The organism is Mesorhizobium sp. CA12 (genome assembly GCF_020165255.1).
Classification (GTDB): domain Bacteria; phylum Pseudomonadota; class Alphaproteobacteria; order Rhizobiales; family Rhizobiaceae; genus Mesorhizobium.
Genome location: NZ_JAIUHT010000003.1, coordinates 135,889 through 159,723, shown reverse-complemented (window position 1 = coordinate 159,723; position 23,835 = coordinate 135,889). Strand labels below are relative to the sequence as shown.

General features: G+C 64.0%; 22 protein-coding genes. 12 read left to right on the top strand and 10 right to left on the bottom strand.

All coding sequences use genetic code 11. The annotated features are described in order from the left end of the window. Positions 1-132 precede the first annotated feature (132 nt). A complete protein-coding gene (locus LB520_RS07225) occupies positions 133-336 on the top strand; it encodes a hypothetical protein (protein ID WP_224527187.1) in 204 nt (67 codons plus the stop codon). A gap of 8 nt (positions 337-344) precedes the next feature. Here LB520_RS07225 and LB520_RS07220 read toward each other — a convergent pair whose 3' ends face one another. Then, positions 345-1,265, bottom strand: coding sequence for a diacylglycerol/lipid kinase family protein (locus tag LB520_RS07220; protein ID WP_224527190.1), 921 nt, complete (start codon positions 1,263-1,265; stop codon positions 345-347). A 243-nt stretch (positions 1,266-1,508) separates the two neighbouring features. Here LB520_RS07220 and LB520_RS07215 point away from each other — a divergent pair, with 243 nt between their 5' ends. After that, positions 1,509-2,867, top strand: a complete 1,359-nt coding sequence (locus LB520_RS07215) for a PRC-barrel domain-containing protein (protein WP_224637215.1) — start codon at positions 1,509-1,511, stop codon at positions 2,865-2,867. Positions 2,868-3,002: 135 nt separating this feature from the next. On the opposite strand, the gene LB520_RS07210 is transcribed toward LB520_RS07215, so the two are convergent. Continuing rightward, the gene (locus LB520_RS07210; protein ID WP_224636992.1) at positions 3,003-4,556 is read right to left on the bottom strand and encodes an alkaline phosphatase family protein; all 1,554 of its coding nucleotides are present in this window, start codon (positions 4,554-4,556) and stop codon (positions 3,003-3,005) included. A gap of 213 nt (positions 4,557-4,769) precedes the next feature. Here LB520_RS07210 and LB520_RS07205 point away from each other — a divergent pair, with 213 nt between their 5' ends. The 4 genes from LB520_RS07205 to LB520_RS07190 all read left to right on the top strand — a co-directional run bounded on the left by LB520_RS07205 (position 4,770) and on the right by LB520_RS07190 (position 7,990). Continuing rightward, on the top strand, positions 4,770-5,702 hold the full coding sequence (locus tag LB520_RS07205; RefSeq protein WP_224636991.1) for a VOC family protein: 933 nt from the start codon (positions 4,770-4,772) through the stop codon (positions 5,700-5,702). A gap of 4 nt (positions 5,703-5,706) precedes the next feature. Further along, positions 5,707-6,336: an alpha/beta hydrolase gene (locus LB520_RS07200; RefSeq protein ID WP_224636990.1), complete on the top strand. Its 630-nt coding sequence runs from the start codon at positions 5,707-5,709 to the stop codon at positions 6,334-6,336. 1 nt (position 6,337) lies between these two features. Further along, positions 6,338-6,637: a GNAT family N-acetyltransferase gene (locus LB520_RS07195; RefSeq protein WP_095767389.1), complete on the top strand. Its 300-nt coding sequence runs from the start codon at positions 6,338-6,340 to the stop codon at positions 6,635-6,637. A gap of 294 nt (positions 6,638-6,931) precedes the next feature. Further along, positions 6,932-7,990 carry a dipeptidase gene (locus LB520_RS07190; RefSeq protein WP_224636989.1) on the top strand — a complete coding sequence of 353 codons (1,059 nt, stop codon included), beginning with the start codon at positions 6,932-6,934 and terminating at the stop codon, positions 7,988-7,990. Positions 7,991-7,997: 7 nt separating this feature from the next. Here LB520_RS07190 and LB520_RS07185 read toward each other — a convergent pair whose 3' ends face one another. The 4 genes from LB520_RS07185 to LB520_RS07170 all read right to left on the bottom strand — a co-directional run bounded on the left by LB520_RS07185 (position 7,998) and on the right by LB520_RS07170 (position 12,878). After that, positions 7,998-8,255 carry a hypothetical protein gene (locus LB520_RS07185; protein WP_224527205.1) on the bottom strand — a complete coding sequence of 86 codons (258 nt, stop codon included), beginning with the start codon at positions 8,253-8,255 and terminating at the stop codon, positions 7,998-8,000. A gap of 1 nt (position 8,256) precedes the next feature. Next, positions 8,257-9,486, bottom strand: a complete 1,230-nt coding sequence (locus LB520_RS07180; RefSeq protein WP_224636988.1) for an aminomethyltransferase family protein — start codon at positions 9,484-9,486, stop codon at positions 8,257-8,259. A gap of 211 nt (positions 9,487-9,697) precedes the next feature. Then, a complete protein-coding gene (locus LB520_RS07175; RefSeq protein WP_224636987.1) occupies positions 9,698-11,272 on the bottom strand; it encodes a phytoene desaturase family protein in 1,575 nt (524 codons plus the stop codon). Next, positions 11,259-12,878 (bottom strand): phytoene desaturase family protein, encoded by a 1,620-nt coding sequence (locus tag LB520_RS07170; RefSeq protein WP_224636985.1) that lies wholly within the window; start codon positions 12,876-12,878, stop codon positions 11,259-11,261. The genes LB520_RS07175 and LB520_RS07170 overlap by 14 nt, the downstream gene beginning before the upstream one ends. Before the next feature lie 199 nt (positions 12,879-13,077). Here LB520_RS07170 and LB520_RS07165 point away from each other — a divergent pair, with 199 nt between their 5' ends. The 4 genes from LB520_RS07165 (at position 13,078) to LB520_RS07150 (ending at position 17,016) form a co-directional block, all read left to right on the top strand. Beyond that, on the top strand, positions 13,078-13,872 hold the full coding sequence (locus tag LB520_RS07165; RefSeq protein WP_224636983.1) for a class I SAM-dependent methyltransferase: 795 nt from the start codon (positions 13,078-13,080) through the stop codon (positions 13,870-13,872). A 6-nt stretch (positions 13,873-13,878) separates the two neighbouring features. Further along, complete coding sequence (betI, locus tag LB520_RS07160) at positions 13,879-14,565, top strand: transcriptional regulator BetI (protein ID WP_224527215.1); 687 nt, start codon at positions 13,879-13,881, stop codon at positions 14,563-14,565. Between the two features lie 73 nt (positions 14,566-14,638). Then, the gene (locus LB520_RS07155; protein WP_224527217.1) at positions 14,639-15,721 is read left to right on the top strand and encodes an ABC transporter substrate-binding protein; all 1,083 of its coding nucleotides are present in this window, start codon (positions 14,639-14,641) and stop codon (positions 15,719-15,721) included. Further along, the gene (locus LB520_RS07150) at positions 15,718-17,016 is read left to right on the top strand and encodes a flavin monoamine oxidase family protein (RefSeq protein WP_224636982.1); all 1,299 of its coding nucleotides are present in this window, start codon (positions 15,718-15,720) and stop codon (positions 17,014-17,016) included. The genes LB520_RS07155 and LB520_RS07150 overlap by 4 nt, the downstream gene beginning before the upstream one ends. Here the strand turns inward: LB520_RS07150 and LB520_RS07145 are convergent. Genes LB520_RS07145 through LB520_RS07135 form a run of 3 tightly spaced genes read right to left on the bottom strand, consistent with a single transcriptional unit; the run spans position 16,980 to position 19,826 of the window. Continuing rightward, on the bottom strand, positions 16,980-18,053 hold the full coding sequence (locus LB520_RS07145; RefSeq protein ID WP_224637214.1) for an ABC transporter ATP-binding protein: 1,074 nt from the start codon (positions 18,051-18,053) through the stop codon (positions 16,980-16,982). The genes LB520_RS07150 and LB520_RS07145 overlap by 37 nt on opposite strands. Before the next feature lie 37 nt (positions 18,054-18,090). Further along, positions 18,091-18,912, bottom strand: a complete 822-nt coding sequence (locus LB520_RS07140) for an ABC transporter permease (protein WP_140842946.1) — start codon at positions 18,910-18,912, stop codon at positions 18,091-18,093. Further along, positions 18,909-19,826, bottom strand: a complete 918-nt coding sequence (locus tag LB520_RS07135) for an ABC transporter permease (RefSeq protein ID WP_224636981.1) — start codon at positions 19,824-19,826, stop codon at positions 18,909-18,911. Before LB520_RS07135 ends, LB520_RS07140 begins: the two co-directional genes overlap by 4 nt. 292 nt (positions 19,827-20,118) lie before the next feature. On the opposite strand from LB520_RS07135, the gene LB520_RS07130 reads away from it, so the two are divergent. Beyond that, positions 20,119-21,537 carry an aminotransferase gene (locus LB520_RS07130; protein ID WP_224636980.1) on the top strand — a complete coding sequence of 473 codons (1,419 nt, stop codon included), beginning with the start codon at positions 20,119-20,121 and terminating at the stop codon, positions 21,535-21,537. 44 nt (positions 21,538-21,581) lie between these two features. Here LB520_RS07130 and LB520_RS07125 read toward each other — a convergent pair whose 3' ends face one another. After that, positions 21,582-22,784: an aromatic ring-hydroxylating oxygenase subunit alpha gene (locus LB520_RS07125; protein ID WP_224636979.1), complete on the bottom strand. Its 1,203-nt coding sequence runs from the start codon at positions 22,782-22,784 to the stop codon at positions 21,582-21,584. Positions 22,785-23,263: 479 nt separating this feature from the next. Between LB520_RS07125 and LB520_RS07120 the strand changes: the two genes are divergently transcribed. Continuing rightward, positions 23,264-23,674: a hypothetical protein gene (locus LB520_RS07120; RefSeq protein WP_224633360.1), complete on the top strand. Its 411-nt coding sequence runs from the start codon at positions 23,264-23,266 to the stop codon at positions 23,672-23,674. The last annotated feature ends 161 nt before the right edge of the window (positions 23,675-23,835 follow it).

Sequence of the window (23,835 nt, the reverse complement as noted above, 5' to 3'; positions counted from 1 at the left end):
CATCATATACACGCAATCGGTTGCCGCATGCTTGCGGGGCGTCTTTTCCGACACGGAACCTTCCCGAACAGGATCCGTTACCGACCATGTCGTGCCTGAAGCGCCCGCCGCCGCGCAGCATGGAGGCCAATCGTGACCAAGATCGTACCTGAAGACAAAGCTCGCCAGGGGCATTGGGGCTGGCACGCCCTCAGAATCCTCATCGCCGGGCTGCTGCTCGCCTTCATCGCGTGGGGCGCGGTCGAGATCTACGGCGAGCTGATCAAGTCGCCGACCACCCAGCAGAACGTGCCGACGGCGCCGCCCGCCGAGCAGAAATCCACTCAAGGCGGCTGATCTTTCCATCACGCCGCCTTCGCCTGCGCATTGCGGGACGGGACAAGCACGTTCAGGGCGCCGGGGTGAATCTCGACCGTGGTTTCCCTCTCAAGCCTGATCAATTCGCCGTCCAGCACCGCGCTGAACTTCCTGGTGGGCGAACGGATTTTCAGCACGACCTTGCCAGCCTGATGCACTTCGACATGCGCGCTCTGGCGCAACCTGCCGCGCAGCATGTCCAGCAGCAGCTTCGCCAGATGATGGCGCCGGCGCGCGACGCTGACATAGATGCCGAGCACGCCGCCAGCCGGGTTGTCGGCATAGGGCAGGTGGCCTTCGCCGAACAGATTGTTGGAGATGCCGATGCCGGTCGTGCGGGCGACGATCTCGGTCTTGCCGATGCTCAGGCTCACCTTGAGCGCCGGCGGGTTCTTGATAGCCGCCCACGCCGCGCGCACGGACGCCTGCATCTTTCCAACGCGCGAGCCGAAATCCATTTTCTCGCGCAACTGGACCATCTTGGCGTGCATGCCGACGGAGAACTGATGCACGAAGGGCTGGCCGTTGGCGCTCGCCATATCGACGGCGATCACCTCGCCGTCGGCAAAGGACTGCAACGCCGCGTCCAATGTCTGCGGGATGCCCAGGCCGCGCGCAAACAGGTTCATCGTGCCAGCCGGCAAGATGGCCAGGGCCTTCTTCTTGTTCATGAGGAGGGATGCCGCGGTGGAAATCGTGCCGTCGCCGCCTCCGGCGAGAACAACGTCGATATTTCGCCTGGCGATGACCTTTTCCAGCGCCGTGGCGACGTCGCGACCGGCAACGATGTCGATCTCGACCGAATGCCCCGCCGCTTCGAGGATCTGACGCAGCTTTTCGGAAAATGCTTCCATGTCGATGGTACGGAGGGTGCCGCCGTCCTGGTTCAGCACCGCAGCAAACCGCATATCGCGCTCCGTGTCCGGGTCACTTTGTGCCGGCAGACCCTCAGCCGCAGGCTGAAACGAGGAGGCCGCCGCAAAGGTTCCGCCGGGAGGTCAGCCATCCACGGACGCGTGAACGCGTTGCGGTTGGAACAACCCTCCGGTCACAACGTTGTGAACCTGTAGACATCGCCGCTTCCGACCTGCCGTCAAGAGGCTGGCCAAGGAGCGTCATGCACAGATCAGGCACGAGGAGAGACCATCATGATGATCCGCACTCTTTTTGCGACGACTGCGATCGCAACCCTTCTAGTAACCGGCGCTTTCGCGCAGACGACGCCCGCCCCGGCTCCACAGCCCCCAGCAGCCGAGAATCCGGCGCCGGTCCCGCGCGCCGATGGCGCCCTGATGAGCAATATTATCGGCGAGTCCGTCTATAACGGCACGGGAGACGATGCACAGAATATCGGCAAGGTTGACGATGTCGTCTTCGATTCCGGCGGCAAAGCCAAGTCCGCGATCATCGGCGTCGGCGGATTTCTCGGCGTCGGCAAGAAGGACGTCGCTTTCGACTACGGCAAGCTGGAATGGGCAGAGAAGAACGGCGACCGCTGGCTGGTCGCCAAGTCCACCAAGGATGAGCTGAACGCTCTGCCGGCGTTCGACCGCAAGCCTTACGATCCGGCGCAGTCTACCGACGCTACGCAGCCCGCCAACAACACGACAACAGCCCAGGCTCCCGCGGCCGCACCGGCCGAGCCGGTGAAGAAGGCGGAGGGCAACCTCGCCACCAACATCATGGGCGAGTCGGTTTATAACGGCACTGCGGACGATGCCCAGAAGATCGGCGACGTGAAGGACATCGTGCTTGCCAAGGACGGCAAGGCCGAGTCGCTGGTGATCGGCGTCGGCGGCTTCCTCGGCATCGGCACGAAGAACGTCACTTTCGACTTCGACAAGGCAAAATGGGCGGAGAAGAACGGCGACCGCTGGCTGGTGGCCGAGACGACCAAGGAGCAGCTGCAGGCCCAGCCGGAGTTCGACCGCAAGCCCTACGATCCGGCGCCCGGCACGACGACGGCCGCGAACAACGCGCCGGCAACGACCACGCCTGCGGTGGTCGCTTCGGGCACGACGTCCGATAAGGGAGCGAAGCCGGCAGAGCCCGCCAAGCCGACGGCCGAGAACAAGCCTGCGACGCCGCCAGCCCAGAGCACGGCTGAGAACAAGCCCGCCGATAACAGCGGCGCTGCCACCGACCAGACCAAGACCGCTTCCATCGACAAGTCGACACTGACCGAGATGCCGATGGGCAACATGCGCGTCGACGACCTCAAGGGCACGACGGTCTATGGCGCCAACGACGAGAAGATCGGTTCGATCGGCGACGTCGTGCTGACGCCCGACAACAAGCCGGACGCGGTCATCGTCGATGTCGGCGGCTTCCTCGGCATCGGCGCCAAGGAAGTGGCGATCGGCATGGATAAGCTCAAATTCATGACCGACAAGAACGGCAAGAAGTATCTCTACACCAACTTCACCAAGGAGCAGCTGCAGGCGCAAACGGCCTATGACAAGAGCAGTTATGCCGCCAACCGCGACCAGCAGCGGATGATTCTGAAGTGACGATCAGGCAGTAGGCAGTAGGAATTAGGCAGTAGGGAATAGGGAATAGGGAATAGGGAAAAGAGGCTATTGCCTCCGGCCATCCAACGCGGACCATCTCCTACTGCCTACTGCCTACTGCCTACTGCCTACTGCCTACTGCCCACTCACGTACCCCACCACTCCATCTTCCGTCAGTTCCGCCAAGGCAAGGGACTGATCGAGGTGAGCGCCGCGCCAGGCAAGCATCTTCTCGGCGAACTCGAGCCGTACCGGGAGATAGGCCGGGTCGTTCGCCACATTGTTCAGCTCGCCTGGGTCCTTCGATAGGTCGAACAGAAGCGCCGGCAGGCCGCCGCCGAAATGGACATATTTGAAGTCCGCCGCGCGGATAACGGCGAGGTTGCAGGCGTTCGACGCGATACCGAAATGGCGTTCGGCTTCGCCTTGGGCGACCGTGCGGAAATCAAACTCCCAATGCGCGGCGTCGCGCCAGGCTTCCGGTTCCGTTCCGTCCAGCCAGGGCGCGAGCGAACGGCCGTCGAGGTGGCGCTGCGGCGCGGCGCCGATCAGGTCGAGCATGGTCGGGAAGATATCGACGGCTTCAGTGAAGCGATCCACGGACAAACCGGCCGTGGCTTCCCGGCGCGGATCGCGGATGATCAACGGAATGTGGTAGCTGGCGTCGAAGAAGCCGCCTTTGCCGAGCATGAAGTGATCGCCCATCATCTCGGCATGGTCGGAGGTGAGCACGATCACGGTGTCGTCCCAGGCGCCCGCTGATTTGATGGCCCGCCAGATGCGGCCGAGCTGCGCGTCGACCTCGGAGATCATGCCGTAATAGATCGCGCGGATGCGGCGAAAGTTCTCCTCGCTCCAGTCGGGCACGTTGCCCTCGATGCCGGGGACGAATTTTGTCCGCTTTTGCCCGGCCAGATCGTAGGCGATATAGGGATGGCTGCCGGCCTCGGCCTGCCAACTTGCAGCGCGTTTGAACGCGGGACCTTCAGCCGGATCATACATGGTATTGTAGGGTTCGGGCACGATGAAGGGCGGGTGCGGACTGATAAGGGAGATATGCGCGAACCACGGCGCGCGCCTCTCCTGCTCGCCAAGCCAGCGGATGAATTCGCCGGCCAGGAACGCGGTCGGCGTCTGGTCTTTCGAATAGATCGGCGGCGCGTTGTTCACGTCGCGTTCCGCCTGGCCTCGGGCCGGACGGTGGATGTCGGGGCTGCCTGCACCGGTGTCGATGCCTTGGGTCCGCAGCCACGACAGCCATTGCTTCTGATGCTCGGGCAGGGCCTGGCGCACGGTGAAGCCCGGCAGCACGCCTTCATAGCTGCGCAGCCGCGGATCCCCGGCCGCCAGCTGGCGCGGATCGAGCGAGACATCGGTGTAGCCGAACAGGGTGGGATCATAGCCCGCGGCGCGCGCCGAAAGCGCGATGTTGCCATGGCGCGCGTCAAGCGGCGTGCCATTGCGGCAGACGCGATTGTTCATCTGGTAGAGGCCGGTGTAGAGGCACGCGCGGGCAGGCGAGCAGGGTGCTGCGCCGCCATAATGGCGGCGGAAAAGCACGCCTTCCGCGGCGAGAGCATCGACGTTCGGCGTCTTCACCACCGGATGGCCGGCCGCCGACAGGCAATCGCCACGCCACTGGTCGCAGGTGATGAGCAGGACGTTCGGGGGGTGCGTGCGATTGTCCAAGATCGTCTCCTTGTGGAAGCGTTCAGATGGAACGGAAATCATCCGCGTTGCAAGCCAAGCTTGGTGACAGATTGGTGAACATGTTTCGAGCAGTCGTTCACTTTCGTGATACAGTCCATTCTATGTTTGCCCGCTTGCCGCCGGCCCGCTCATCCTCATATTGGCGTGGACAGCGGCAAGGGCCGCACAAGGACAAAGGGAAGGAGCAGGATCATGCTCAATCAGATACAGGGGCTGCATCACGTCACCTCGATGGCGAGCGATGCACGCCGCAACAATGAGTTCTTTACGAAAAAGCTCGGCCTGCGCCGGGTGAAGAAGACCGTCAATTTCGACGCGCCGGATGTCTACCATCTCTACTATGCCGACGAGGTCGGCACGCCGGGTTCGGTGATGACCTATTTCCCGTTCCCCGATATCGCCAAGGGCCGGCACGGCGTCGGCGAGGTGGGCACAACGGTATTCTCGGTGCCGGAAGGCACCTTGGCCTATTGGGAAAAGCGCTTCGCCGATGAGGGCGTGGGCAATGTTGCCCGCACCGAAAGCTTCGGCGAAAAGCGGCTCACCTTCACCGGCCCGGACGGCGACAGTTTCGCGCTCGTCGAGGACATGACCGACAAGCGGGCGCCCTGGGTCAAGGGCGGTGTTCCCGGCGACGAGGCGATCCGCGGCTTTCACTCGGTCTCGCTGCGGCTGAAGGACGGCGGCGCCACCGAGGAGCTTTTGAAATTCATGGGCTATGAGGAGGTCGACAAGTCCGGCAATATCCGCCGGCTGGCGATCAAGAACGGCAACGGCGCCGACGTCGTCGACATCGAATCGCTGCCGGGCGCCGGCTTTGCCAATCTCGGCGCCGGCTCGGTGCACCATGTCGCCTTCGCGGTCGAGGATCGTGCCAAGCAGCTGGAAGTGCGCAAGGCGCTTGTCGACACGGGCTATGGCGTGACGCCGGTCATCGATCGCGACTATTTCTGGGCGATCTATTTCCGCACGCCGGGCGGCGTGCTGTTCGAGGTGTCGACCAACGAGCCGGGCTTCGACCGCGACGAGGACACCGCGCATCTCGGCGAGGCGCTGAGGCTGCCGGCGCAGCACCAGCATCTGCGGCCCTATCTCGAACAGCATCTGCAGAAGCTGGAAGACTGACGCCATGAGCAAGGACGCTTACATCCACAAGGTGCTGCCCGGTACGCCGGGCGGCCCGCTGCTCTTCGTCCTCCACGGCACTGGCGCCGACGAGAACCAGCTTCTCGGTTTCGGCCGCGAGCTTATGCCTTCGGCGACGATCGTCTCGCCGCGCGGCGATGTGTCGGAGCACGGTGCTCCCCGTTTTTTTCGCCGCACCGGCGAGGGCGTCTACGACATGGACGACCTGGCGCGCGCGACCTCGAAGATGGCGGGCTTCGTCAAGGCCCATGTCGAGACCGCAAAACCCTCGGCGGTGTTCGGCCTCGGCTACTCCAACGGCGCCAACCTCCTGGCGTCGGTGGTGTTCGCCGAGCCGGGCCTGTTCGATGGCGCGACGCTGATGCATCCGCTGATCCCGTTCGAACCCCGCGTCCAGGGCAGCCTTGCCGGCCGCCGCATCCTGATCACGGCCGGCAGGCGCGACCCGATCTGTCCGCCCAATTTGACGTCGCGGCTCGAGGCCTATTTGCGCGCCGACGGCGCCGATGTCACAGTGGAATGGCACGACGGCGGGCATGAGGTTCGGCCGAATGAAATCGAAGCGGCGCGGCGGTTTTTCGCGCCGGCGCCCGTTGCCGAAGGAGGCAAGTAACATGGCCGACCAACTGCCCGAGATCGAACTGGAAGACCGCGGCTCCAAGGGGCGTTACGTGCTGCGCGGCCCGGGCGGCGCCGAGGCCGAGATGACGTTCACCAAGATCGGCGAGCACCAGCTCATCATCGACCACACCGAGGTGCCGGATGTTTTTCGTGGCCAGGGCGCCGGGCTTCGGCTCGTCACCCGCGCGGTCGAGGATGCGCGTGCCGCCGGCAAGAAGATCATCCCGCTCTGCCCCTTCGCCAACGCCCAGTTCCGTCGCCACCCGGAATGGGCGGATGTGCTGAAGCGGTAGCACCGTCTTTTCCTTCTCCCCCTGTGGGAGAAGGTGGCCGCGCAGCGGCCGTATGAGGGGTGTTCCAGCGGAGTGAGACGTTCGCATTCCCTGGAACATCCCTCATCCGTCTCGGCGCTGTCGCGCCGATCCACCGCCCGGGGCGAGCCACGCGTCTCGCCCGTCCTTCGGACCCCACAAGGGGAGAAGGGGAAGCTCTTGGCATTTGCACCGCCCGGTCATCTTGCCTAAGTTGACGGTTCGCCCGGACGAAACCTGTCGTCCCGCCCATCTCCGATTTGAATGGCTTCCCTGATGACCGATACCGACCTGATCCCCGTTTTCGACGGACATAACGACACGCTGCTTCGGCTCTACCAGTCGAAGGAAGCCGACGTCGAAAAGCTGTTCATCGAGGGGACGCCGGGCGGGCATATCGACCTGCCGCGCGCCAGGAAGGGCGGCTTTGCCGGCGGCATGTTCGCGATCTTTCCGCCTCCGGTCGAAAAGTCGAAACGCAGCGCCGTGCCGCCGGCACCGAGCGACAATGAACCGCTGCCGCCGGAACTGCCGCAGGCCGAGGCGATCACCTCGACCATCGGCATGGCTTCGATCCTGTTCCGGCTGGAGCGCGCCGGCGCATTGACCGTCTGCCGCAGCGCCGGCGATGTGCGGGACGCGATGGCCAGGGGCTCGATCGCGGCGGTGTTCCACATCGAAGGCGTCGAGGCGATCGATCCCGGGCTTGCCATGCTCGATGTGCTGCACGCCGCAGGGCTGCGCTCGCTGGGCATCGTCTGGAGCCGCCCCAACGCCTTCGGCAACGGCGTGCCGTTCCGCTTTCCGTCCTCGCCCGACACCGGGCCAGGTCTCACCGATGCCGGCAAGGCGCTGGTCAAGGCGTGCAACCAGCTCAGGATCATGATCGACCTCTCGCATCTCAACGAGAAGGGTTTTCGCGACGTGGCCGAGCTTAGCGATGCGCCGTTGGTCGCGACCCATTCCAATGTGCATGCGATCTGCGGCCATTCGCGCAACCTGACCGACTGGCAGCTCGGCGCGATCCGCGAATCCGGCGGCATGGTGGGCCTGAACTTCGCCACCGGCTTCCTGCGCGAGGACGGCCGCATGAACGCCGACACCAGCATTGATATCATGGTGCGCCACATCGATTCGCTGTTGCAGGCGCTGGGTGAAGACGGGGTCGGGCTGGGCTCGGATTTCGACGGCGCCATGATCCCGGCCCCCATCGGCGACGTCGCCGGTCTGCCGAAGCTCATCGACGCGCTCGCCGCGCGCGGTTTCGGGCGCGCGCTGATCGAGAAGATCGCTTACCGGAATTGGTTGAGCGTGCTTGAGCGCACCATAGGCTAAGGCGGGTCTATCCGTCGTAGCCGATACGCTTCAGCCATTCCTTGCCGACGCCACGGTCGCGGATGATCGCCAAGGGGTTTTCCGCGTCGAGCCGGGCGCAAATGCGGTAGACCTCGAGCGTCTCGGCGTTCATTTCGCCGCGCTTGAAGAAATACATCGCCGCCGCGTAGCGAGTGCGGCCGGACCACATCTCGCCGAGTGGCGTGTTGACCAGTTGCCACTGCTCGGCGGCTTCCGCTTCCAGGTCTTCCGCTTCGCTTGCCATGTCAAAAGTCCGCGGGCGGGTTGGCGGTGCGGCGGTCGAGCTTGATGAAGGGCCTCGGCACCACCTTCGCCTTCTTCATCAGCTTCTGGTACTGCAACTCGCGCATGGCGTAAATCTCGACCCAGAGGTCGTCGACGATTGTTTCGCCATAGGGCCGCCGCAGCGAGGCGAGCGCGATGTTGCGCTTGGCCATGGGCGACCACATCGCCGCGCTGACCAGCCCAACCTCCTGGCTTTCCTTGTAGTAGACGATCGCATGCTCGGCCGGGATGTTGCCCTCGATCTCCAGGCCGACCAGCACATGGCGTAGCTTCTTCTTCCCCCGGGCGTCGAGGATGGCGCGGCGGCCGTTGAAATGGCCTTTGTCCGGATCGATCATGAAGCCGAGGCCGATCTCGTCCGGCATGCGCAGGCGGTCGGCGCGGATCGCGTGCTCGGCAGCTGTGAAATCGGCATTGGCGACGATCAGCCCCGCCTCCAGCCGGGCTCGGTTCAGCGCGGTATAGCCGATGGCGCGGATGCCGCGCAGCTCGCCCGCCGCCATCAGCCGGTCCCACAGGCTCAGCGCCTTGTCGGCCGGCACGAACAATTCGTAGCCGAGATCGCCGGTGAAGCCGGTGCGCGAGATGGTCACCGCAGCGCCGTCATGCGCGAACTCGGCAAGGTCGAAGATTTTCAGCCGCTCAACGCCGGCAAAGCCCGCTTCGCGCAGGATGGCGAAGGAGGTCGGACCCTGCAGCGCCAGTCCGGCGACCGCTTCGGTCTCTTCCTCGACACGGATCTCATAGCCGATCGCGCTGTCGAGCAGCCAAGGCAGATGGCGCTCTTGCGAGCAGAGACGGAAGCGTGTCGGCGACAGCCGGAACAAAGTGCCATCATCAAGGACAAAGCCATCGTCATCGCACCAGGCGGTGTAATGGACGCGGCCGGGTTTCAGCCTGGTCATGTCGCGCAGCGTGACGCGGTCGAGATAGGCTTCGGCATCCGGGCCCTCGATCCGGTATTTGGTCATCGGCGAGACGTCGAAGAGCGCCGCCTGGCTGCGGATGGCGAAATATTCGAGCTCCTCGTCCCACAACGAATGCGGCGCGCGGTAGCCGGCCCAGTTGTACCAGTCGTTCGTCAGCGCCAGCGCGTCGATGCGCGGCTGGAAGGGGGTGCCCATGCGCAAAGTGCGGAAGTGGGATTGGGCGAGGGTGCGGGCGGCGTCGGTTTTCACATGACGATTCATGACGGCGTTCCTTCGCGCCCCCCTCTGTCCTGCCGGACATCTCCCCCACAAGGGGGGAGATTGGACGTCACGCTGACTTTCGCCAATCTCCAACGTCGCAAGAAAAGCGCCGACAGATCGAGCTGCTGATCTCCCCCCTCGTGGGGGAGATGGCCGGCAGGCCAGAGGGGGGCGCCATGGAGCGCGACTTCAGCGATTTGCAAAAACATATTCACCCCCTCATCGCGATGATGCGGCGCGCGGCGTTGAGGCCGGGCGCGCCGGAGATGCCGCCGCCCGGATGCGAGCCGGCGCCGGCGAGGAACAGGCCTTCGAGCGGCGTGTCGTAGCCCGACCAGCCGGAGACCGGCCGCGACATCAGCATCTGGTCGGCCTGCAACTCGCCATGGTGCCAGTGGCCGCCAGGCATGCGGTAGCGCGCCTCGATGTCGGCGGGCGTCAAAAGCTCGGCGTGGCTGACCGTTGCGCCGATGCCGGGCGCATAGGTCTCGAGCTGCGCCATGATCGCCTTGAGGAAGCGCGGCTTGCCGGCGCCCCAGCCCTCTCTCAACGCATAAGGCGCGTACTGCACCACGGCCGAAAGCACGCAGGCGCCGAATGGGGCGAGCGATGGGTCGGCCAGGCTGGGCAGCGTGATTTCCATCACCGGCTCAGGCGAGAACTCACCATATTTCGACGGATTGAAGGCGCGCTCAACATGGTCGGGCGAAGGCGCGACGACGAGGCGACCTTTGTGGCCGGCGGCGTCGACGCCCGAAAATTGCGGCGGCCGGTCCAGCGCCAGATGCAGCTTGGCCGCATCGCCCTTCATGCGGATGTTCTTCACCTTGCGCACGAAGCCGGTATCGACGTCGCGCGGGCCGACAAGATCGAGGATGGTGGTCGCCGGGTTGATAGCGGAAACCACGCTCTTAGTCCGCAGCGTTTCGCCGCCCTGCGTGACGACGCCGACGGCGCGGCCCTTCTCGACGATCACCTTGGCGACTGGCGAAGCCGGGCGGATCGAAACGCCCGCCTTTTCCGCCGCCGCGCGGATGGCAGCGACGACAGCGCCCATGCCGCCTTTCGGCTGGACTTGCGCACCTGCAAGGCCGCCGATCTCGCCGGCAAGCCTGTAGTAGAGGCCGAGCAGCGAAGTCGGCGAGCGCGGCCCAAGATGCGAGCCGAGCGTCGCGTCGAACGCAAGCAGGCCCTTCAGCCGGTCGTCCGGGAGCTGCTCGTCGAGCAGGTCGTAGACATTCATCAGAAGCACGCGCAGGAAGTCGCGCATATCTTCCTTGCCGAGCCGCTTCAGCGCCAGCGCGGTCTGGCCGAGCCCGGTCATCTCGGCGAGCGACATGCCGCCAAGATCAGGCGGTCGGCGCGACAGGAAAGGCTTCAGCACGCCGGCATAGCGCAGCAATTGCGCGCGCAAATCTTTCCAGGCGGACTGTTCCGAAGGGCTGGCGCCCGTCAGCACCTCGCCATAGGCGCCGTGCAGCACCAGCGGACCGTCTCTCGACAGCGCAACCGACGGTACGAAGTCGCCGCGCTCGACCTTCAGGCCGTGGCGTTCCAGCTCCAGCGTCTTCACGACATCGGGATGCAGGCGGTTGAGCAGATGCGCGACCGTGGAGACGCGAAAGCCCGGCGCGAATTCCTCGGTGCGCGCGCCGCCGCCGACCTCGTTGCCGGCCTCGAGCAGCAGCACCTTGCGGCCGGATTTCGCCAGCGTGGCGGCGGCGACGAGGCCGTTATGGCCGCCGCCGATGACGATAACGTCCCAGTTCAAATCAGATGACGTCATGGGCCGGGCTCATATGCAGGGTTGGCTTGGCAAGATCGCGCAGGATCTCGGCGGCGGCGTTGCGTCCGGGCGCGCCCATGACGCCGCCACCCGGATGGGTCGAGGAGCCGCACATATAGAGCCCACTGAGCGGCGAGCGGTATTGCGCGTAGCCCGGCACCGGGCGGTTAAAGAGCAGCTGGTCGAAGGTGAGCTCGCCCTGGAAAATGTTGCCTTCGGTGAGGCCGACCTCGGCCTCGATCTCGCGCGGCGTGCGCACCTCCATGTGGACGATGCGGTCGCGGAAGCCGGGCGAATATTCAGCGATCTGCGCAATCACGCTTTCGGCGAAGCCGTCGCGGTCGGCGTCGGTCCAGTCCGCCCCTTTTATCTTCGGCGGTGCGTATTGCACGAAGCAGCTCATGAAATGCTTGCCCGGCGGCGCCATGGTTGGGTCGAGCGTGGTCGGGATCATCATGTCGAGGAAGGGATCGGCCGACCATCGTCCGGCCTTCCAGTCGTCATAGGCGCGCTCCATGCGCTCGATGGAATCGGTGAAATGCATGTCGGCGCGGTAGACAGGCGAGTCCTTCGGCAAAGCCGGGAATTCGGGCAGGGAATCGAGCGCGATGTTGACCTTGCCCGACGAGCCGCGGATCTTGAAGTTCCTGACGCGGCGCAGGAAGATGTCGGGCAGCTCCTTCTCCTCGACCAGCTTCAGGAAGGTGCGCTTGACGTCGGCATTGGAGATGACGAGCTTGCCGTCGATCTCCTCGCCGCCGGCAAGCACCACGCCCTTGGCCTTGCCGTTCCTGATCAGCAAATGATCGACCTCGGCGCCGGTGCGGATGGTGCCGCCACTGGCCTTGAAGGAGGCGGCCAGCGCCTTGGTGACCGCGCCCATGCCACCTCGCGCGTAGCCCCAGGCGCCGACCGAGCCGTCGACCTCGCCCATATAATGATGAAGCAGCACATAAGCCGTGCCGGGCGACATCGGGCCCAGCGCCGTGCCGATGATGCCGGACAGCGCGAAGTTCGCCTTGATGACGTCGGTCTCGAAATACTCGTCGAGGAAGTCCGAGATCGACATCGTCCAGAAGCGCAAGGTCAGCGCCATCTCCTCGGCCGAGAGGCCGGCGAATTTCTTGCCGAGATAAAGCAACTCGCCCAGGTCGCGCGGCCTGAAGCTCGTCGGGTCGGGCGCGGTGCGCATCAAGAGCGGCTGGATGAAGCGGCACTGCCTCGTGACGTCGCGCGAATAGCGGTCGTAGGCCTCGGCGTCGCGCTTCGAAAAGCGGGCGAACTCACGGCGATGCGCGTCATGATCGCGGTAGTTGGCGAGGTAGTCGCCGTCGCGCGTGAACACCGCGCCGCCTTCATAGGAGATCACCTGCAGGCCGAAGCGCGGCAGCTCCAGGTCGCGCATGATCTCGGGCCGAAACAGCGAGCAGACATAGGAACAGTTGGAATAGAGGAAGCCCAGCGTCAGCTCGCGGCTGGTGGCCGCGCCGCCGACCCAGTCGTTCTTCTCGACCACCAGCACGTCCAGCCCGGCGCGCTGCAGATAGCAGGCGGTGACCAGCCCGTTATGGCCGCCGCCGATGACGATCGCGTCCCATGCCTTCATGCGCGCTCACCCTCCATCCGGCCGCCCTTCTTTTCGGCGCGCTTTGTTCCCCGATTGCCCGAATTTGACACGGATCACAGTTTTTTGTCCAGCCATTTTGAATGAATGTTCAACAAATGATGTTGCGTTTTCCTTTTGATGCGCTAGGCTTTGGCAGCATTCTGGACTGATCCACATCGGCATTTGGGCTAAGGATTCGATGATCGAAACGGCTGACGCCGAGCCGGAATATGACGACACCGCCATCCGCTTCCTCGAAGCGCTGTGGGGCGAGGGTTACCTGTCGCCGGGCGGCCCGGACGAGGTCGACCGTGTGGTCGAAGGTCTTTCCCTCAAGGATAAGACGGTCCTCGATATCGGCTGCGGCGCCGGCGGCATCACGCTGCATCTGGTCGCGACGCACGGCGCGGCTCAAGCCACCGGCTTCGATGTCGAGAAGCCGGTGATCGAGACGGCGAGGCGAGGCGCGATCAGTCAGGGCCTCGAAGACCGTGTCAGCTTCGTCCAGGCGCCGCCGGGGCCGCTGCCTTTCACGGACGCCTCTTTCGACGTCGTCTTCTCCAAGGACGCGCTTTTGCATGTGCCGGGCAAGGACGCGCTGTTCGCCGAGATCTTTCGCGTGCTGAAGCCTGGCGGGGTGTTTGCGGCGTCGAACTGGATGATTTCGCATGATGGCGAGCCGTCGCCTCAGATGAAGGCCTATGTCGCGGCCGAAGGGCTCTCCTTCGCCATGGCCTCGCCGGCGCGCTATGCCGAGGCGATGCGGCGCGCCGGCTTTACCGACATTACGGTCCGCGACCGCAATCCATGGTACCGCGAGGTCGCGCGCGAAGAGCTTTCGCGGCTCAAGGGACCGCTCTACGCGCGGGCCGCGGCAGCGGTCGGCGCGGCCTATGTCGACAAGAACATCAAGACCTGGGAGGCGATGCAGAAGGTGCTTGACAGTGGCGAGCACCGCCCCACTCATCTGCGCGGTTGGAAGCCGGTCGGATAGCCGGCAATGCTGGAGACCGTCACACCCATGAAGACTGCAGAGGCGAGCGATGCTCTCCCCGAAACGGCGCGGAAAGGCGATGCCGAAAAGCGTGGCCGCAAGGCCTCGAAAGAGGTCCGGCGGCTGCAGCTGATCGAGGCGACGATCGATTCCCTGGCCAAGCGCGGCTATGCCGAAACGACGATGGCGGACGTGGCCGACGGCGCGGGCCTGTCGCGCGGCATCGTCAACTTCCATTTCGAGAGCAAGGAAAAGCTGCTGATCGCCACGCTGCAGCACATGTATGACGAATATTCGGCGCATTGGCGCACTTCCCTGCAAAAGGCGGGCGACGATCCGGCGCGGCAGCTGCAGCATCTGGTATGGGCCGATTTCGACCGTTCGATCTGCAACAAGCGCAAGCTTGCCGCATGGCTCGCCTTCTGGGGCGAAGCCAAGTCGCGGCCGACCTACCAGGCGCTGAGCAGTTCGCGCGACGCCTATTACCAGCAGGTCTTCATCGATCTCTGCACGACGCTCAAAGTGAGCGGCAACTACACCTATGACCCGCAGGTCATAGCGCTGGCGCTCAGCGCCATGCTCGAGGGCTTGTGGCTGCGGCTGATGATGGGGACTGAGGACACCACGCGAGAGACCGCATTGCAGGCGGCGAATGCGTTTTTGGCCGCCGCCTTCCCGAAACACTTTGGCTAGCGAGAACTGGAGCTAGCGAAAGCCGGGTTAGCAACAGCCGGCCAACAAGACCGGCAAAAGAGGATGGAACATCATGAAGAAACTCAGCCGACGCCTGACATTGACCCTGGCGCTTGGGAGCGTGCTCGCCGCTTCGGCGGCGGCGTTCGCGGTCGCCGCCGACAAGGATCTGATCGTCTTCGACTGGTCAGGCTATGAGGATCCGAGCTTCCACGGCAAGTATGTCGAGAAGAACGGCGATTCGCCGACCTTCGCCTTCTTCGGCGACGAGGACGAGGCCTTCGAAAAAATCCGCTCCGGCTTCAAGTCCGATCTCGGCCATCCCTGCTCGCAGAGCGTGGTGAAATGGCGCGAGGCGGGGCTGCTGCAGCCGCTCGACACGTCCAAGATCGCAGGCTGGAAGGATCTCAACCCCGGCATCATGGCGATGAAGGACCTTGCCACGACGTCCGACGGCAAGGCCTGGTTCATGCCGTGGGACTGGGGCAATACCCAGCTCACCTACAATTCCGACAAGATCGCCGAAAAGGACGTGCAGTCGCTGAAGGCGTTCGCCGATCCGAAATACAAGGGCAGGGTTTCGATCGGCGACAATGTCGACGACGCCTACGCGTTGGCCAGCCTCGCCATCGGGCTCAAGGACTGGACCAAGATGACGGACGACCAGTTCAAGCAGGCATCCGATTTCCTGCGCCAGGTGCACAAGAATGTGCGCTCCTACTGGACCGACACCACCGACATCGTGCAGCTGCTTTCCGGCGGCGAGGTCGACCTCGCCTGGGCCTGGAACGATGCGACCGTGCAGTCGGTCAAGGCCGGCGTGCCGATCAAATCCAAGAAGGACACCGACGAAGGCATCTCGACCTGGGTCTGCGGCTACGTGCTGTTCAAGGACGCGCCCGGCAACGTCGACAAAGCCTATGACTACCTCAACGCCGTCAACGATCCGGAAGTCGCCAAGGTGCTGGTGAAGGATTGGGGCTACGGCCAGGCCAATGCCAAGGGCATGGCCGGCGTCGATCCGGCGGTCCTGAAGGAAAAGGGCTACGACAACGTGGAAAAATGGGTCGACAAGACGCTGTTCCAGCAGCCGCTGCCCTCGGAGCTCAAGCTCAAGATGATCGCCGAATTCGAGAAGATCAAGGCCGGCTATTGAAGAGCATCATCGAAAGGACCGACGTCGTCATCGTCGGCGCCGGCTTCACCGGTCTGTCCGCCGCACTCGAATTGAAGCGCGCCGGTATCGATTTCCTTGTGCTCGAGGCGCGCGACCGCGTCGGCGGCAGGGTAGAGGCTGTGCGCAATGGGCTCGGCGAATTGATCGACAGCGGCGGCCAGTTCTTGTGCGTGGACATGCCCGAAGTGATGGCGCTGGCGAGGGCCTACGGCAAGAGCTTCGTCGAGACCTATGTCGAGGGCGAATTCATCACCTATCCGTCGATGACGCCAGCGCGGGCGGAGCGGACCTATCATGTCGCGATGGCAATCCGCGAGCGCATGAACGGGATCGAGCCGGACGATCCGTCGATCGCCGGGTTGACCGTGGCGACATGGCTCGAGCGCCAGGCGGACGCGGCCGACGCCAAGGCAGCCTTCCGTTCGATGATCGAGGGCCTGTGGTGCCTGCCGCTGGACAAGGTGCCGTTGTGGTACCTGATCGACAATGATCGCCGCATCACCAACGAAGTCTTCGAGCTGCAGTATTTTCTGCGCGAGACGATGCAGTCGCTGGCCGATGATCTGGCAGCAGATCTCGGCAACCGCCTGCGGCTGGGAGAAGCCGCAACGCGGATCGAGCGCGGGCGGCAAGGCATTCGCGTCGTCTCGACCGGCGGCGTTGTCGAAGCGGGCGCAGCGCTGGTCGCCTTGCCGCCGGCGACGGCCGCGAAGCTCGACTTCGCGCCGCCTTTGCCGACTGAACTGGCGAGTGCGCTCGGCGTCTGGGAAAGCGGCGCGGTGATCAAGATCCTGGTGCGTTACGCAAAGCCTTTTTGGCGCGAGCGCGACCTGTGCGGCATGGTCATGTGGCGCGACCAGCCGGGGCTGTTTGCCTGCGACGCCAGCACGGATGCCGACCATGCCGCGCTTGTCGTCTTCGTTGGCGGGCCGCTGGCGCTGCGCTGGCACCCGCTCGGCGAGGCGGCCTTGCGTGCGGAAATCATCGCGAGGCTTGTCCAGGCGCTCGGCCCGCGGGCCGCCGACGTCATCGATTTCAGCTCGCGCGACTGGACGCATGACCGCTGGAGCGGCGGCGCCTATAGCGACCTCATCGTCGACGTCACCGCGCGGCATGCCGAGCGCGTGATCCTTGCCGGCGCGCCGCCGGTCTTTTTCGCCGCTTCGGAAGTGTCGCCGTCATTTCCGGGCTATGTCGAAGGCGCGATCGTGGCGGGGCGCGTCGCTGCTGCAAAGATTCAGTCCGCCATCGCCACCAGCGCCTCGGGGTCGTAGGCGAGACGGATCGGCGCGCCGATCGGAATGTCGTCGGCGCCGAAATCGTTGGTCTCAGTCACCGAAAGCGGCTTTTCCAGTCCGGGGATCTCGACGATCAGATGCGTGATCTCACCGAAATAGTGGCGCTCGACGACCTTGCCGGCGACCTCGAATTTTGCTGACGCGTTGTCCCACAAAACACGCAGGCGTTCGGGCCGGATGCCAAGCGTCGCCGCGCCGCCATTGCGCACGAAAGCCCTTGGCTTGTCGGTCCTGACGCGGCCGAAGCCCAGCGTGTCGAGCACCAGCGAAGCGCCGTTTTCCTCGACGATCTCGGCTTTTACGAAATTCATGCCGCCGAGGAAGTCGGCGACCTGGCGATTGACCGGGCGCTGGTAGATTTCCTTTGGCGAAGCGACCTGCGCGATCTTGCCGCCGAACATCACCGCGATGCGGTCCGACATCGCCAGGGCCTCGTACTGATCGTGCGTGACCAGCACGAAGGTGATGCCGACCGCCTGCTGCAAGCGGCGCAGTTCGACCTGCATCTGCTCGCGCAGCTTCTTGTCCAACGCCGAGAGCGGCTCATCGAGCAGCAGCACCTTGGGCCGCATGACCAGCGCGCGGGCCAAAGCGACGCGCTGGCGCTGGCCGCCGGAAAGCTCGGTGGCGCGGCGCTTGCCGAGACCGGTAAGCGAGACCTGCGCCAGCGCTTCCTCGACGCGGCGCTTCTCCGCGCCGGCGTCGAGCTTCAGCCGCTTCAGGCCGTAGGCGACATTCTGCTCGACATTGAGATGCGGGAAGATCGCATAGCTCTGGAAGACCATGTTGGTCGGCCGGCGGTTGGCGGGAATGCCGTCCATCGGCTGGCCGTCGACGGCGATGGAGCCGCTGGTCGGCGTGTCGAAACCGGCGATCATGCGCAACAGCGTGGTCTTGCCGCAGCCCGAGGGCCCGAGCAGGGAGAAGAACTCGCCCTCCCTGATCGCCAGCGAGGCATTATCCAGCGCCTTGAACGATCCGTAGCTGCGGGTAACGTCGCGGATCTCGATCATGGTGCGATCGGTTTGGGTGCGCTCGGACTGGACCCGCTCAAGCATAGAGGCCTCCCTCGTTCTGGGTGCGTCTCGCCGCGCGGCGGCGCAGGATTTCGGCAATCGTCATCAACAGGAAGGACGCGAAGAGCAGCAAGGTGCCGAGCGCCAGCACGCCGGGAAGCTTGGCCGCAAACCGCAACTGGCCCCAGATGTAGATCGGCAGCGTCGCCTCGGTGCCGGTGAGGAAGAAGGCGATGATGAATTCGTCGAGCGAGATGGTGAAGCAGACGAGCAGGCTGGAGATGATCGCCGGCGCGACCATCGGCAACGTCACGCGCCGGAAGGTGCCGAACGCGCTCTCGCCGAGATCGGCCGAGGCCTCCTCGAGGCTGCGATCGAAACCCTCGAAACCGGAGGTCAGCACGGTCATCGAATAGGGAATGCAGACCAGCACATGGCCAAGCACCACCGTGAACAGCGACAGGCTTAAGCCCAACTGCAGCATGACCAGCAGCATCGAGATGGCGACGATCACCTCCGGCAGCACCAGCGGCGCCATGATCAGCCCGTTGATGGCGCGGCGGCCCGGGTAACGGTAGCGGGTGATCGAGCGGGCGGCGAGGATGCCCAGCACCGTCGACAGGATCGAGGCGGAGATGCCGACGATGAGGCTGTTCCAGGTGGCGTCGATCAGCGCCGGCGTGCGCGGCAGGTCTTCGTACCAGTGCAGCGTGACGCCCGAGAGCGGGAATTTGGGCGTCGCCGCCGCGTTGACCGAGAAGATCGGCAGGAACACCACCGGCAGGTAAAGGAACAGCAGATAGAGGACGGCATAGCTCGACAGCCAGCCGGGCAGGTAACGTCTGATCGCCGTCATCGTGCCAGCCTCTGCAGGGCGCGGAAGACCAGCACAGTGGCGCCGGCCATCAGCGAGACGATAATCATCGTGGTGACGGAAAGTGCTGCACCCAGCGGCCAGTTCGACGCCTTGCCGAATTGCGCCTGGATGGCGTTGGCGATCATGACGCCGTCCTTGCCGCCGACGAGCTTCGACGTGACGTAGTCGCCGACGGTCGGGATCATGACGATCAGCCCCGCCGAGATGATGCCGGGCGCCGACAGCGGCAGGGTGACGCGCAGGAAGGAGCGCAGCGGCCCGTCGCCGAGGTCGGTCGCCGCTTCGACCAGGGTCCGGTCGACCTTCTCCAGCGAAACGAAGATCGGCAGGATCGCGAAGGTCGCCCAGGCATGGGTCAGCGTGATGATGACGGCGGTGGAATTATAGAGCAGCGCCGTCGACGGCTCGTCGATGATGCCGAGGCCCATAAGGCCGGAGTTGAGCACGCCGTTATAGCCGAGGATCACCTTCCACGACATCACGCGCAGCAGGTAGCTGGTCCAGAACGGGATGGTGATGAGGAACAGCCACAGGCTCTTGTGGCGGCCGCCATGGAAGGAAATGAAATAGGCGATCGGATAGGCCAGAGCCACGGTCAACAGGCTGACGGTCAGCGAGATGTAGAGCGAGCGCCAGAGCAGGTCGCGGTAGATCGGCTCGGTCAGCGCGATCCGGTAGTTCTCCAGCGTGAATGTGTGATCGATGGTGAGATAGTTCTGCGTCCAGAAGGAATGGGCGATGACGACCAGGATCGGCAGGACGAGGAGAATGAGAGCGTAGACGAAGGTGGGACTGATCAGGCCAAAGCCCTGGACGGCTTCCGATTGCAGAAAGGGACTTCGTCTCGATCCCGCCATGCGCAACGGGGGCGACCCTTCCGCGGCAACCGTCATTGCAGCGCTCCGGGCGTGATTTCGGTAGCTGGCTCGGACTGTCCCGCCATGCGCCTTCCCATTCGTGGCGCCGGCTGCCTGTTCCCGAATTATGCTTGGAGCGCGATCGCTCCCTGGCTTGCCGGCTTTCTTTCATCATGAGCGCATCCGCCGATTGAAATCAAGCGCTATTTCTGAGATATTGATTGAACGGATATTCAAAATGACGTGATGAAAAGCTGAATTTCCATGGTTATCCGCGCAATTTGATATCCGGTGGAAATTCAAAAACCCCTGGCAATGCGAGGCGAAAATGGCGGCTCAAAGCAAGATCAAGGCAAGCGAACTCATCGATGCCGGTGATGACGACGCGGTCGAGCTCGCCAAGCGCCATCTCTTGCAGCCCTGGCCCTATGCCGGCTCGGTCGGCAACGAGGCGCGCGCGCTGATCGGCGAGGGTGACGGCATCTACATCACCGACGCTTCCGGCAAGCGCCTCATCGACGGCCCGGCCGGCATGTGGTGCATCAATGTCGGCCATCGCCGCGAGGAGTTGGCCAAGGTCATGTACGACCAGGCGATGGCGCTCTCCTACAACACGCCTTGGTATACGATGAACGCGCCGTCGGCCGAACTTGCCCGGCGCATCGCGGACGCAGCGCCCGGCGACCTCAGCCACACCTTCTTCACCACCGGCGGCTCTTCGGCGGTGGAGACCGCGCTGCGCTTCATGCAGTTCTACAACAATGTGCGCGGACGGCCGGAGAAGAAGCTGATCCTCAGCCGTGGCGCCGCCTATCACGGCTCGACCTATCTGTCGGCCTCGCTCAACGGCCGGCCGCGTGACCGCGACTGGATGGACGGCGCCGACGATCTGGTGGTCAAATTGTCCTCGCCCGACCCCTTCCGGCGGCCGAAGGAGATGAGTATCGCCGCCTTCACCGATTTCCTGGTCGACCAGTTCCGCGACACCGTCGCGCGCGTCGGCGCGGAGCGCATCGGCGCCTTTGTCGGCGAACCGGTGCAGGCTTCCGGAGGCGTCATCGTGCCGCCGGACGGGTACCTGAAGCGTATCCGCGAGATCTGCCGCGAGAACGACATCCTCTATGTCTCGGACGAGGTGGTGACCGGCTTCGGACGGCTCGGCCATGTCTTTGCCTCAGGCGACGTGTTCGGCATCGATCCGGACATGATCACCTTCGCCAAGGGCGTCACATCGGGCTATTTCCCGCTCGGCGGCGTCATCATCTCCGAGCGCCTGCTCGAAGAGCTGCGCCGCTCCAACCATCCCGATGCGCTGTTCGGCCATGGGCTCACCTACACCAGCCATCCGATCGGCTGCGCCGTCGCGCTGAAGAATCTCGATCTTCTGGAAGAGGGCGTGCTCGCCCACACGCGCGAGATCGCGGCCTATTTCCAGGCGCGACTGAAGACGCTGGAAGAGTTGCCGCTGGTCGGCGAGGTGCGTGGCATCGGGCTGATGGCTTGCGTCGAATGCGTCGCCGACCGCGACAGCAAGGATCCGCTGCAGCTCGACAAGAATGTGGGCAAACGCATCGATGCGCATTGCCACGAGCTCGGCCTTCTGGTGCGGCCGCTGATCAACATGTGCGTGATGTCGCCGCCGCTGATCATCAGCCGCGAGCAGGTCGACGACATGGTGGCGATCCTGCGCGAAGGTATTTCACGCACCATGGATGATTTAAGGAAGGAAGGGGTCTGGCGGGGGTGACGGCCCTTTTCCTTCTCCCCGTCGAACGGGGAGAAGGTGAGAGCTCATCCCCTCGACCTCAGCGCGTCGTTCAATCCCCACATGTCCTTTTCCTCGGGTGCCGTCTCCAGGTTCAGAACCGGGATCTGCCTGCGTAGGTGGTCGTGGTGGGTGCGCACGCCGTATTCGAGGTCGGAGAGGTAAAAGCCCTCGAAGGCTTCCGACAGCATGGATTCGTTCGACCACACCGAGAGCTGCACGTCTTCGTTCATGGTGTCGCGGTCGATGCGATAGGCGAGGTAGCGTGCCGCCGCCTGTTCGCGCGTCTCGTCCTTGTAGCGGTAGATGGCGCCGCGCAGCAGCGTCTCGCCGGTCGACAGCGGGAACTCCTGATAGAACTGGACGGATTCCGGCATGATCGACAGCGCGTTGTTGGGAAAGATGCCGTAATAGATCCAGGCCTTGCGCAGATGTTCCGGCAGATGCGTGGCCTCGGGCGCGAGCTTGATGTACTCGCGAACGCTCCAGCGCCGCCCGGCATGCGGATTGTAGGTGGCGAGGGACCGCGACACGCCGTTGATGAAGGGCTCGTCAAAATAGGTCGCGCCATAGAGGTCCTGCAACGCGGGATGCGCCATGGCGACGTGGTAGCCTTCATTGTCGACGTCGCGCACCGACTTCCAGTTGACCGGCGATTTCTGAGTCCAGATGCCCCAGGACGGGACCATGTCGGCGACATTGTAATGCGCCATCTCGGCCTCGATCGGCTTCAGCAGCTCGGCCACCGAAGGCTGCGGGCCGCCCTTGCGGAAGCGGATGAAAATAAAGCCCATCCAGATTTCGAGGTCGAGCGGCATCAGGCCGAACTCGGTCTTGTCGAGCTCGGGGAGCGAGCCCGGACGGGCAGCGCCGCGCAGCGTGCCGTCGAGATTGTAGACCCAGCCATGGAACGGGCACACCAGCGCGTTCTTGCAGGTGCCCTGGCTGTCGGCGACGACGCGGCTGCCGCGGTGGCGGCACATGTTGTTGAAGGCGCGCACGATGCCGTCCTTGCCGCGCACGATCAGGGCGCGCTCGCCGATGACATCCATGGTCAGATAGTCGCCCGGATTCGGCACGTCGGAAACGTGGCCGGCGATCTGCCAGTGGTTGCGGAAGACGTACTCCTTCTCGAGCTCGAGAAGGGCGTTGGAATGGTAGCTCCACCCCGGCAAACCCCGCCGGTCCCAATCGTTGGGGATCGCCACGTCACGAAGGTGCGGGTTCATGGATATATTCTGCTTTTTTGTTGAATACTCATTCAATATAAGCATATTTTGCATTGAAATGCAATGGCTTGCGTAAATATGAAAATTCCATGGCGGCAAATCCGGCCCCGCCCGGGCTGGAAAAATCCCGGAAAATCCGGGTCTTAATTGAGGAAGCGGAAGGGTAATTCAGAAGGCGGATACCCGTCTCGGAGAAGGCCTGTTTCGACGGTCACGGGCGTGCGTAGACAGTGGCGGAGCGCTCGATTCAGGCGTTGCTGTGTGAGGCTGTTTACAGTTGGGCCGGCACGGCGGGCGCATATTTGAGCTGACCATTTCGATGGCCGCTCGAATGGTTGCCTCGGATTGGGAAGGCTGGCGCGTTCGGGGTCTGTTTCAAATCCTGTTACACAGGCAATCATCGCCGACCATCCGGCAGTTACCTGGTGCGATTATGTTCGTTTCATAGCAAAAAAGAAAGACAACGAAGGGAGCAACCGATGTTTGCGAAAGTTCGCACCACCGATGCCAATCGCCGCCTGAGTGGCCCGGAACGCAATGACCGCCGGCCGAAGCTTGCGCTGCGGCAGCGCGCCAGCGACCATCCGATGGCGATGTTCATGCTGATCGGCGCCTGCGCCTTTGTCGCCATGCTGGCCGCGCCTGCCTCAGGGCCGGCTTTCGCCTCGATCAATCCGCCGGCCAATGTCGTCGAGGGCGCGCAGACCACGCTCAAGACCGCCCGCCTGCCGGAATCCACAATCGACTTTGCCTGCAAGGGTCAGAACTGGGGCGCCGAGAGCCTTGAGTGCCTGCGCGCCATCGCCGAGCAATCCGGCCAGCACAGGGAGCGCGCGGTGCGCATGATCGCCAACGCCGCGCCGCTCACCAACACGCCGAACGTTTTTTAAGACCTCCCCTGAGCGCGCCCTCCTGCGCTCCAGTCAGGCTCCCGCCGTGGAAATCGGTCGGGAGCCTCTTTTTTGGGGCCTGTCGATATTCAGGTGAGGCCGACCTGCGAAGGGCAGCTTCCTGCGCTTCCGGTGCTCACGTACTGAAGTACGCTCCACTC

Bases quoted from the DNA above. Each gene is read 5' to 3' on its own strand.
- LB520_RS07220 (WP_224527190.1), bottom strand. From the start codon at position 1,265: ATGCGGTTTGCTGCGGTGCTGAACCAGGACGGCGGCACCCTCCGTACC.
- LB520_RS07215 (WP_224637215.1), top strand. From the start codon at position 1,509: ATGATCCGCACTCTTTTTGCGACGACTGCGATCGCAACCCTTCTAGTA.
- LB520_RS07205 (WP_224636991.1), top strand. From the start codon at position 4,770: ATGCTCAATCAGATACAGGGGCTGCATCACGTCACCTCGATGGCGAGC.
- LB520_RS07200 (WP_224636990.1), top strand. From the start codon at position 5,707: ATGAGCAAGGACGCTTACATCCACAAGGTGCTGCCCGGTACGCCGGGC.
- LB520_RS07195 (WP_095767389.1), top strand. From the start codon at position 6,338: ATGGCCGACCAACTGCCCGAGATCGAACTGGAAGACCGCGGCTCCAAG.
- LB520_RS07190 (WP_224636989.1), top strand. From the start codon at position 6,932: ATGACCGATACCGACCTGATCCCCGTTTTCGACGGACATAACGACACG.
- LB520_RS07185 (WP_224527205.1), bottom strand. From the start codon at position 8,255: ATGGCAAGCGAAGCGGAAGACCTGGAAGCGGAAGCCGCCGAGCAGTGG.
- LB520_RS07180 (WP_224636988.1), bottom strand. From the start codon at position 9,486: ATGAATCGTCATGTGAAAACCGACGCCGCCCGCACCCTCGCCCAATCC.
- LB520_RS07175 (WP_224636987.1), bottom strand. From the start codon at position 11,272: ATGACGTCATCTGATTTGAACTGGGACGTTATCGTCATCGGCGGCGGC.
- LB520_RS07170 (WP_224636985.1), bottom strand. From the start codon at position 12,878: ATGAAGGCATGGGACGCGATCGTCATCGGCGGCGGCCATAACGGGCTG.
- LB520_RS07165 (WP_224636983.1), top strand. From the start codon at position 13,078: ATGATCGAAACGGCTGACGCCGAGCCGGAATATGACGACACCGCCATC.
- betI (WP_224527215.1), top strand. From the start codon at position 13,879: ATGCTGGAGACCGTCACACCCATGAAGACTGCAGAGGCGAGCGATGCT.
- LB520_RS07155 (WP_224527217.1), top strand. From the start codon at position 14,639: ATGAAGAAACTCAGCCGACGCCTGACATTGACCCTGGCGCTTGGGAGC.
- LB520_RS07145 (WP_224637214.1), bottom strand. From the start codon at position 18,053: ATGATCGAGATCCGCGACGTTACCCGCAGCTACGGATCGTTCAAGGCG.
- LB520_RS07140 (WP_140842946.1), bottom strand. From the start codon at position 18,912: ATGACGGCGATCAGACGTTACCTGCCCGGCTGGCTGTCGAGCTATGCC.
- LB520_RS07135 (WP_224636981.1), bottom strand. From the start codon at position 19,826: ATGACGGTTGCCGCGGAAGGGTCGCCCCCGTTGCGCATGGCGGGATCG.
- LB520_RS07130 (WP_224636980.1), top strand. From the start codon at position 20,119: ATGGCGGCTCAAAGCAAGATCAAGGCAAGCGAACTCATCGATGCCGGT.
- LB520_RS07125 (WP_224636979.1), bottom strand. From the start codon at position 22,784: ATGAACCCGCACCTTCGTGACGTGGCGATCCCCAACGATTGGGACCGG.
- LB520_RS07120 (WP_224633360.1), top strand. From the start codon at position 23,264: ATGTTTGCGAAAGTTCGCACCACCGATGCCAATCGCCGCCTGAGTGGC.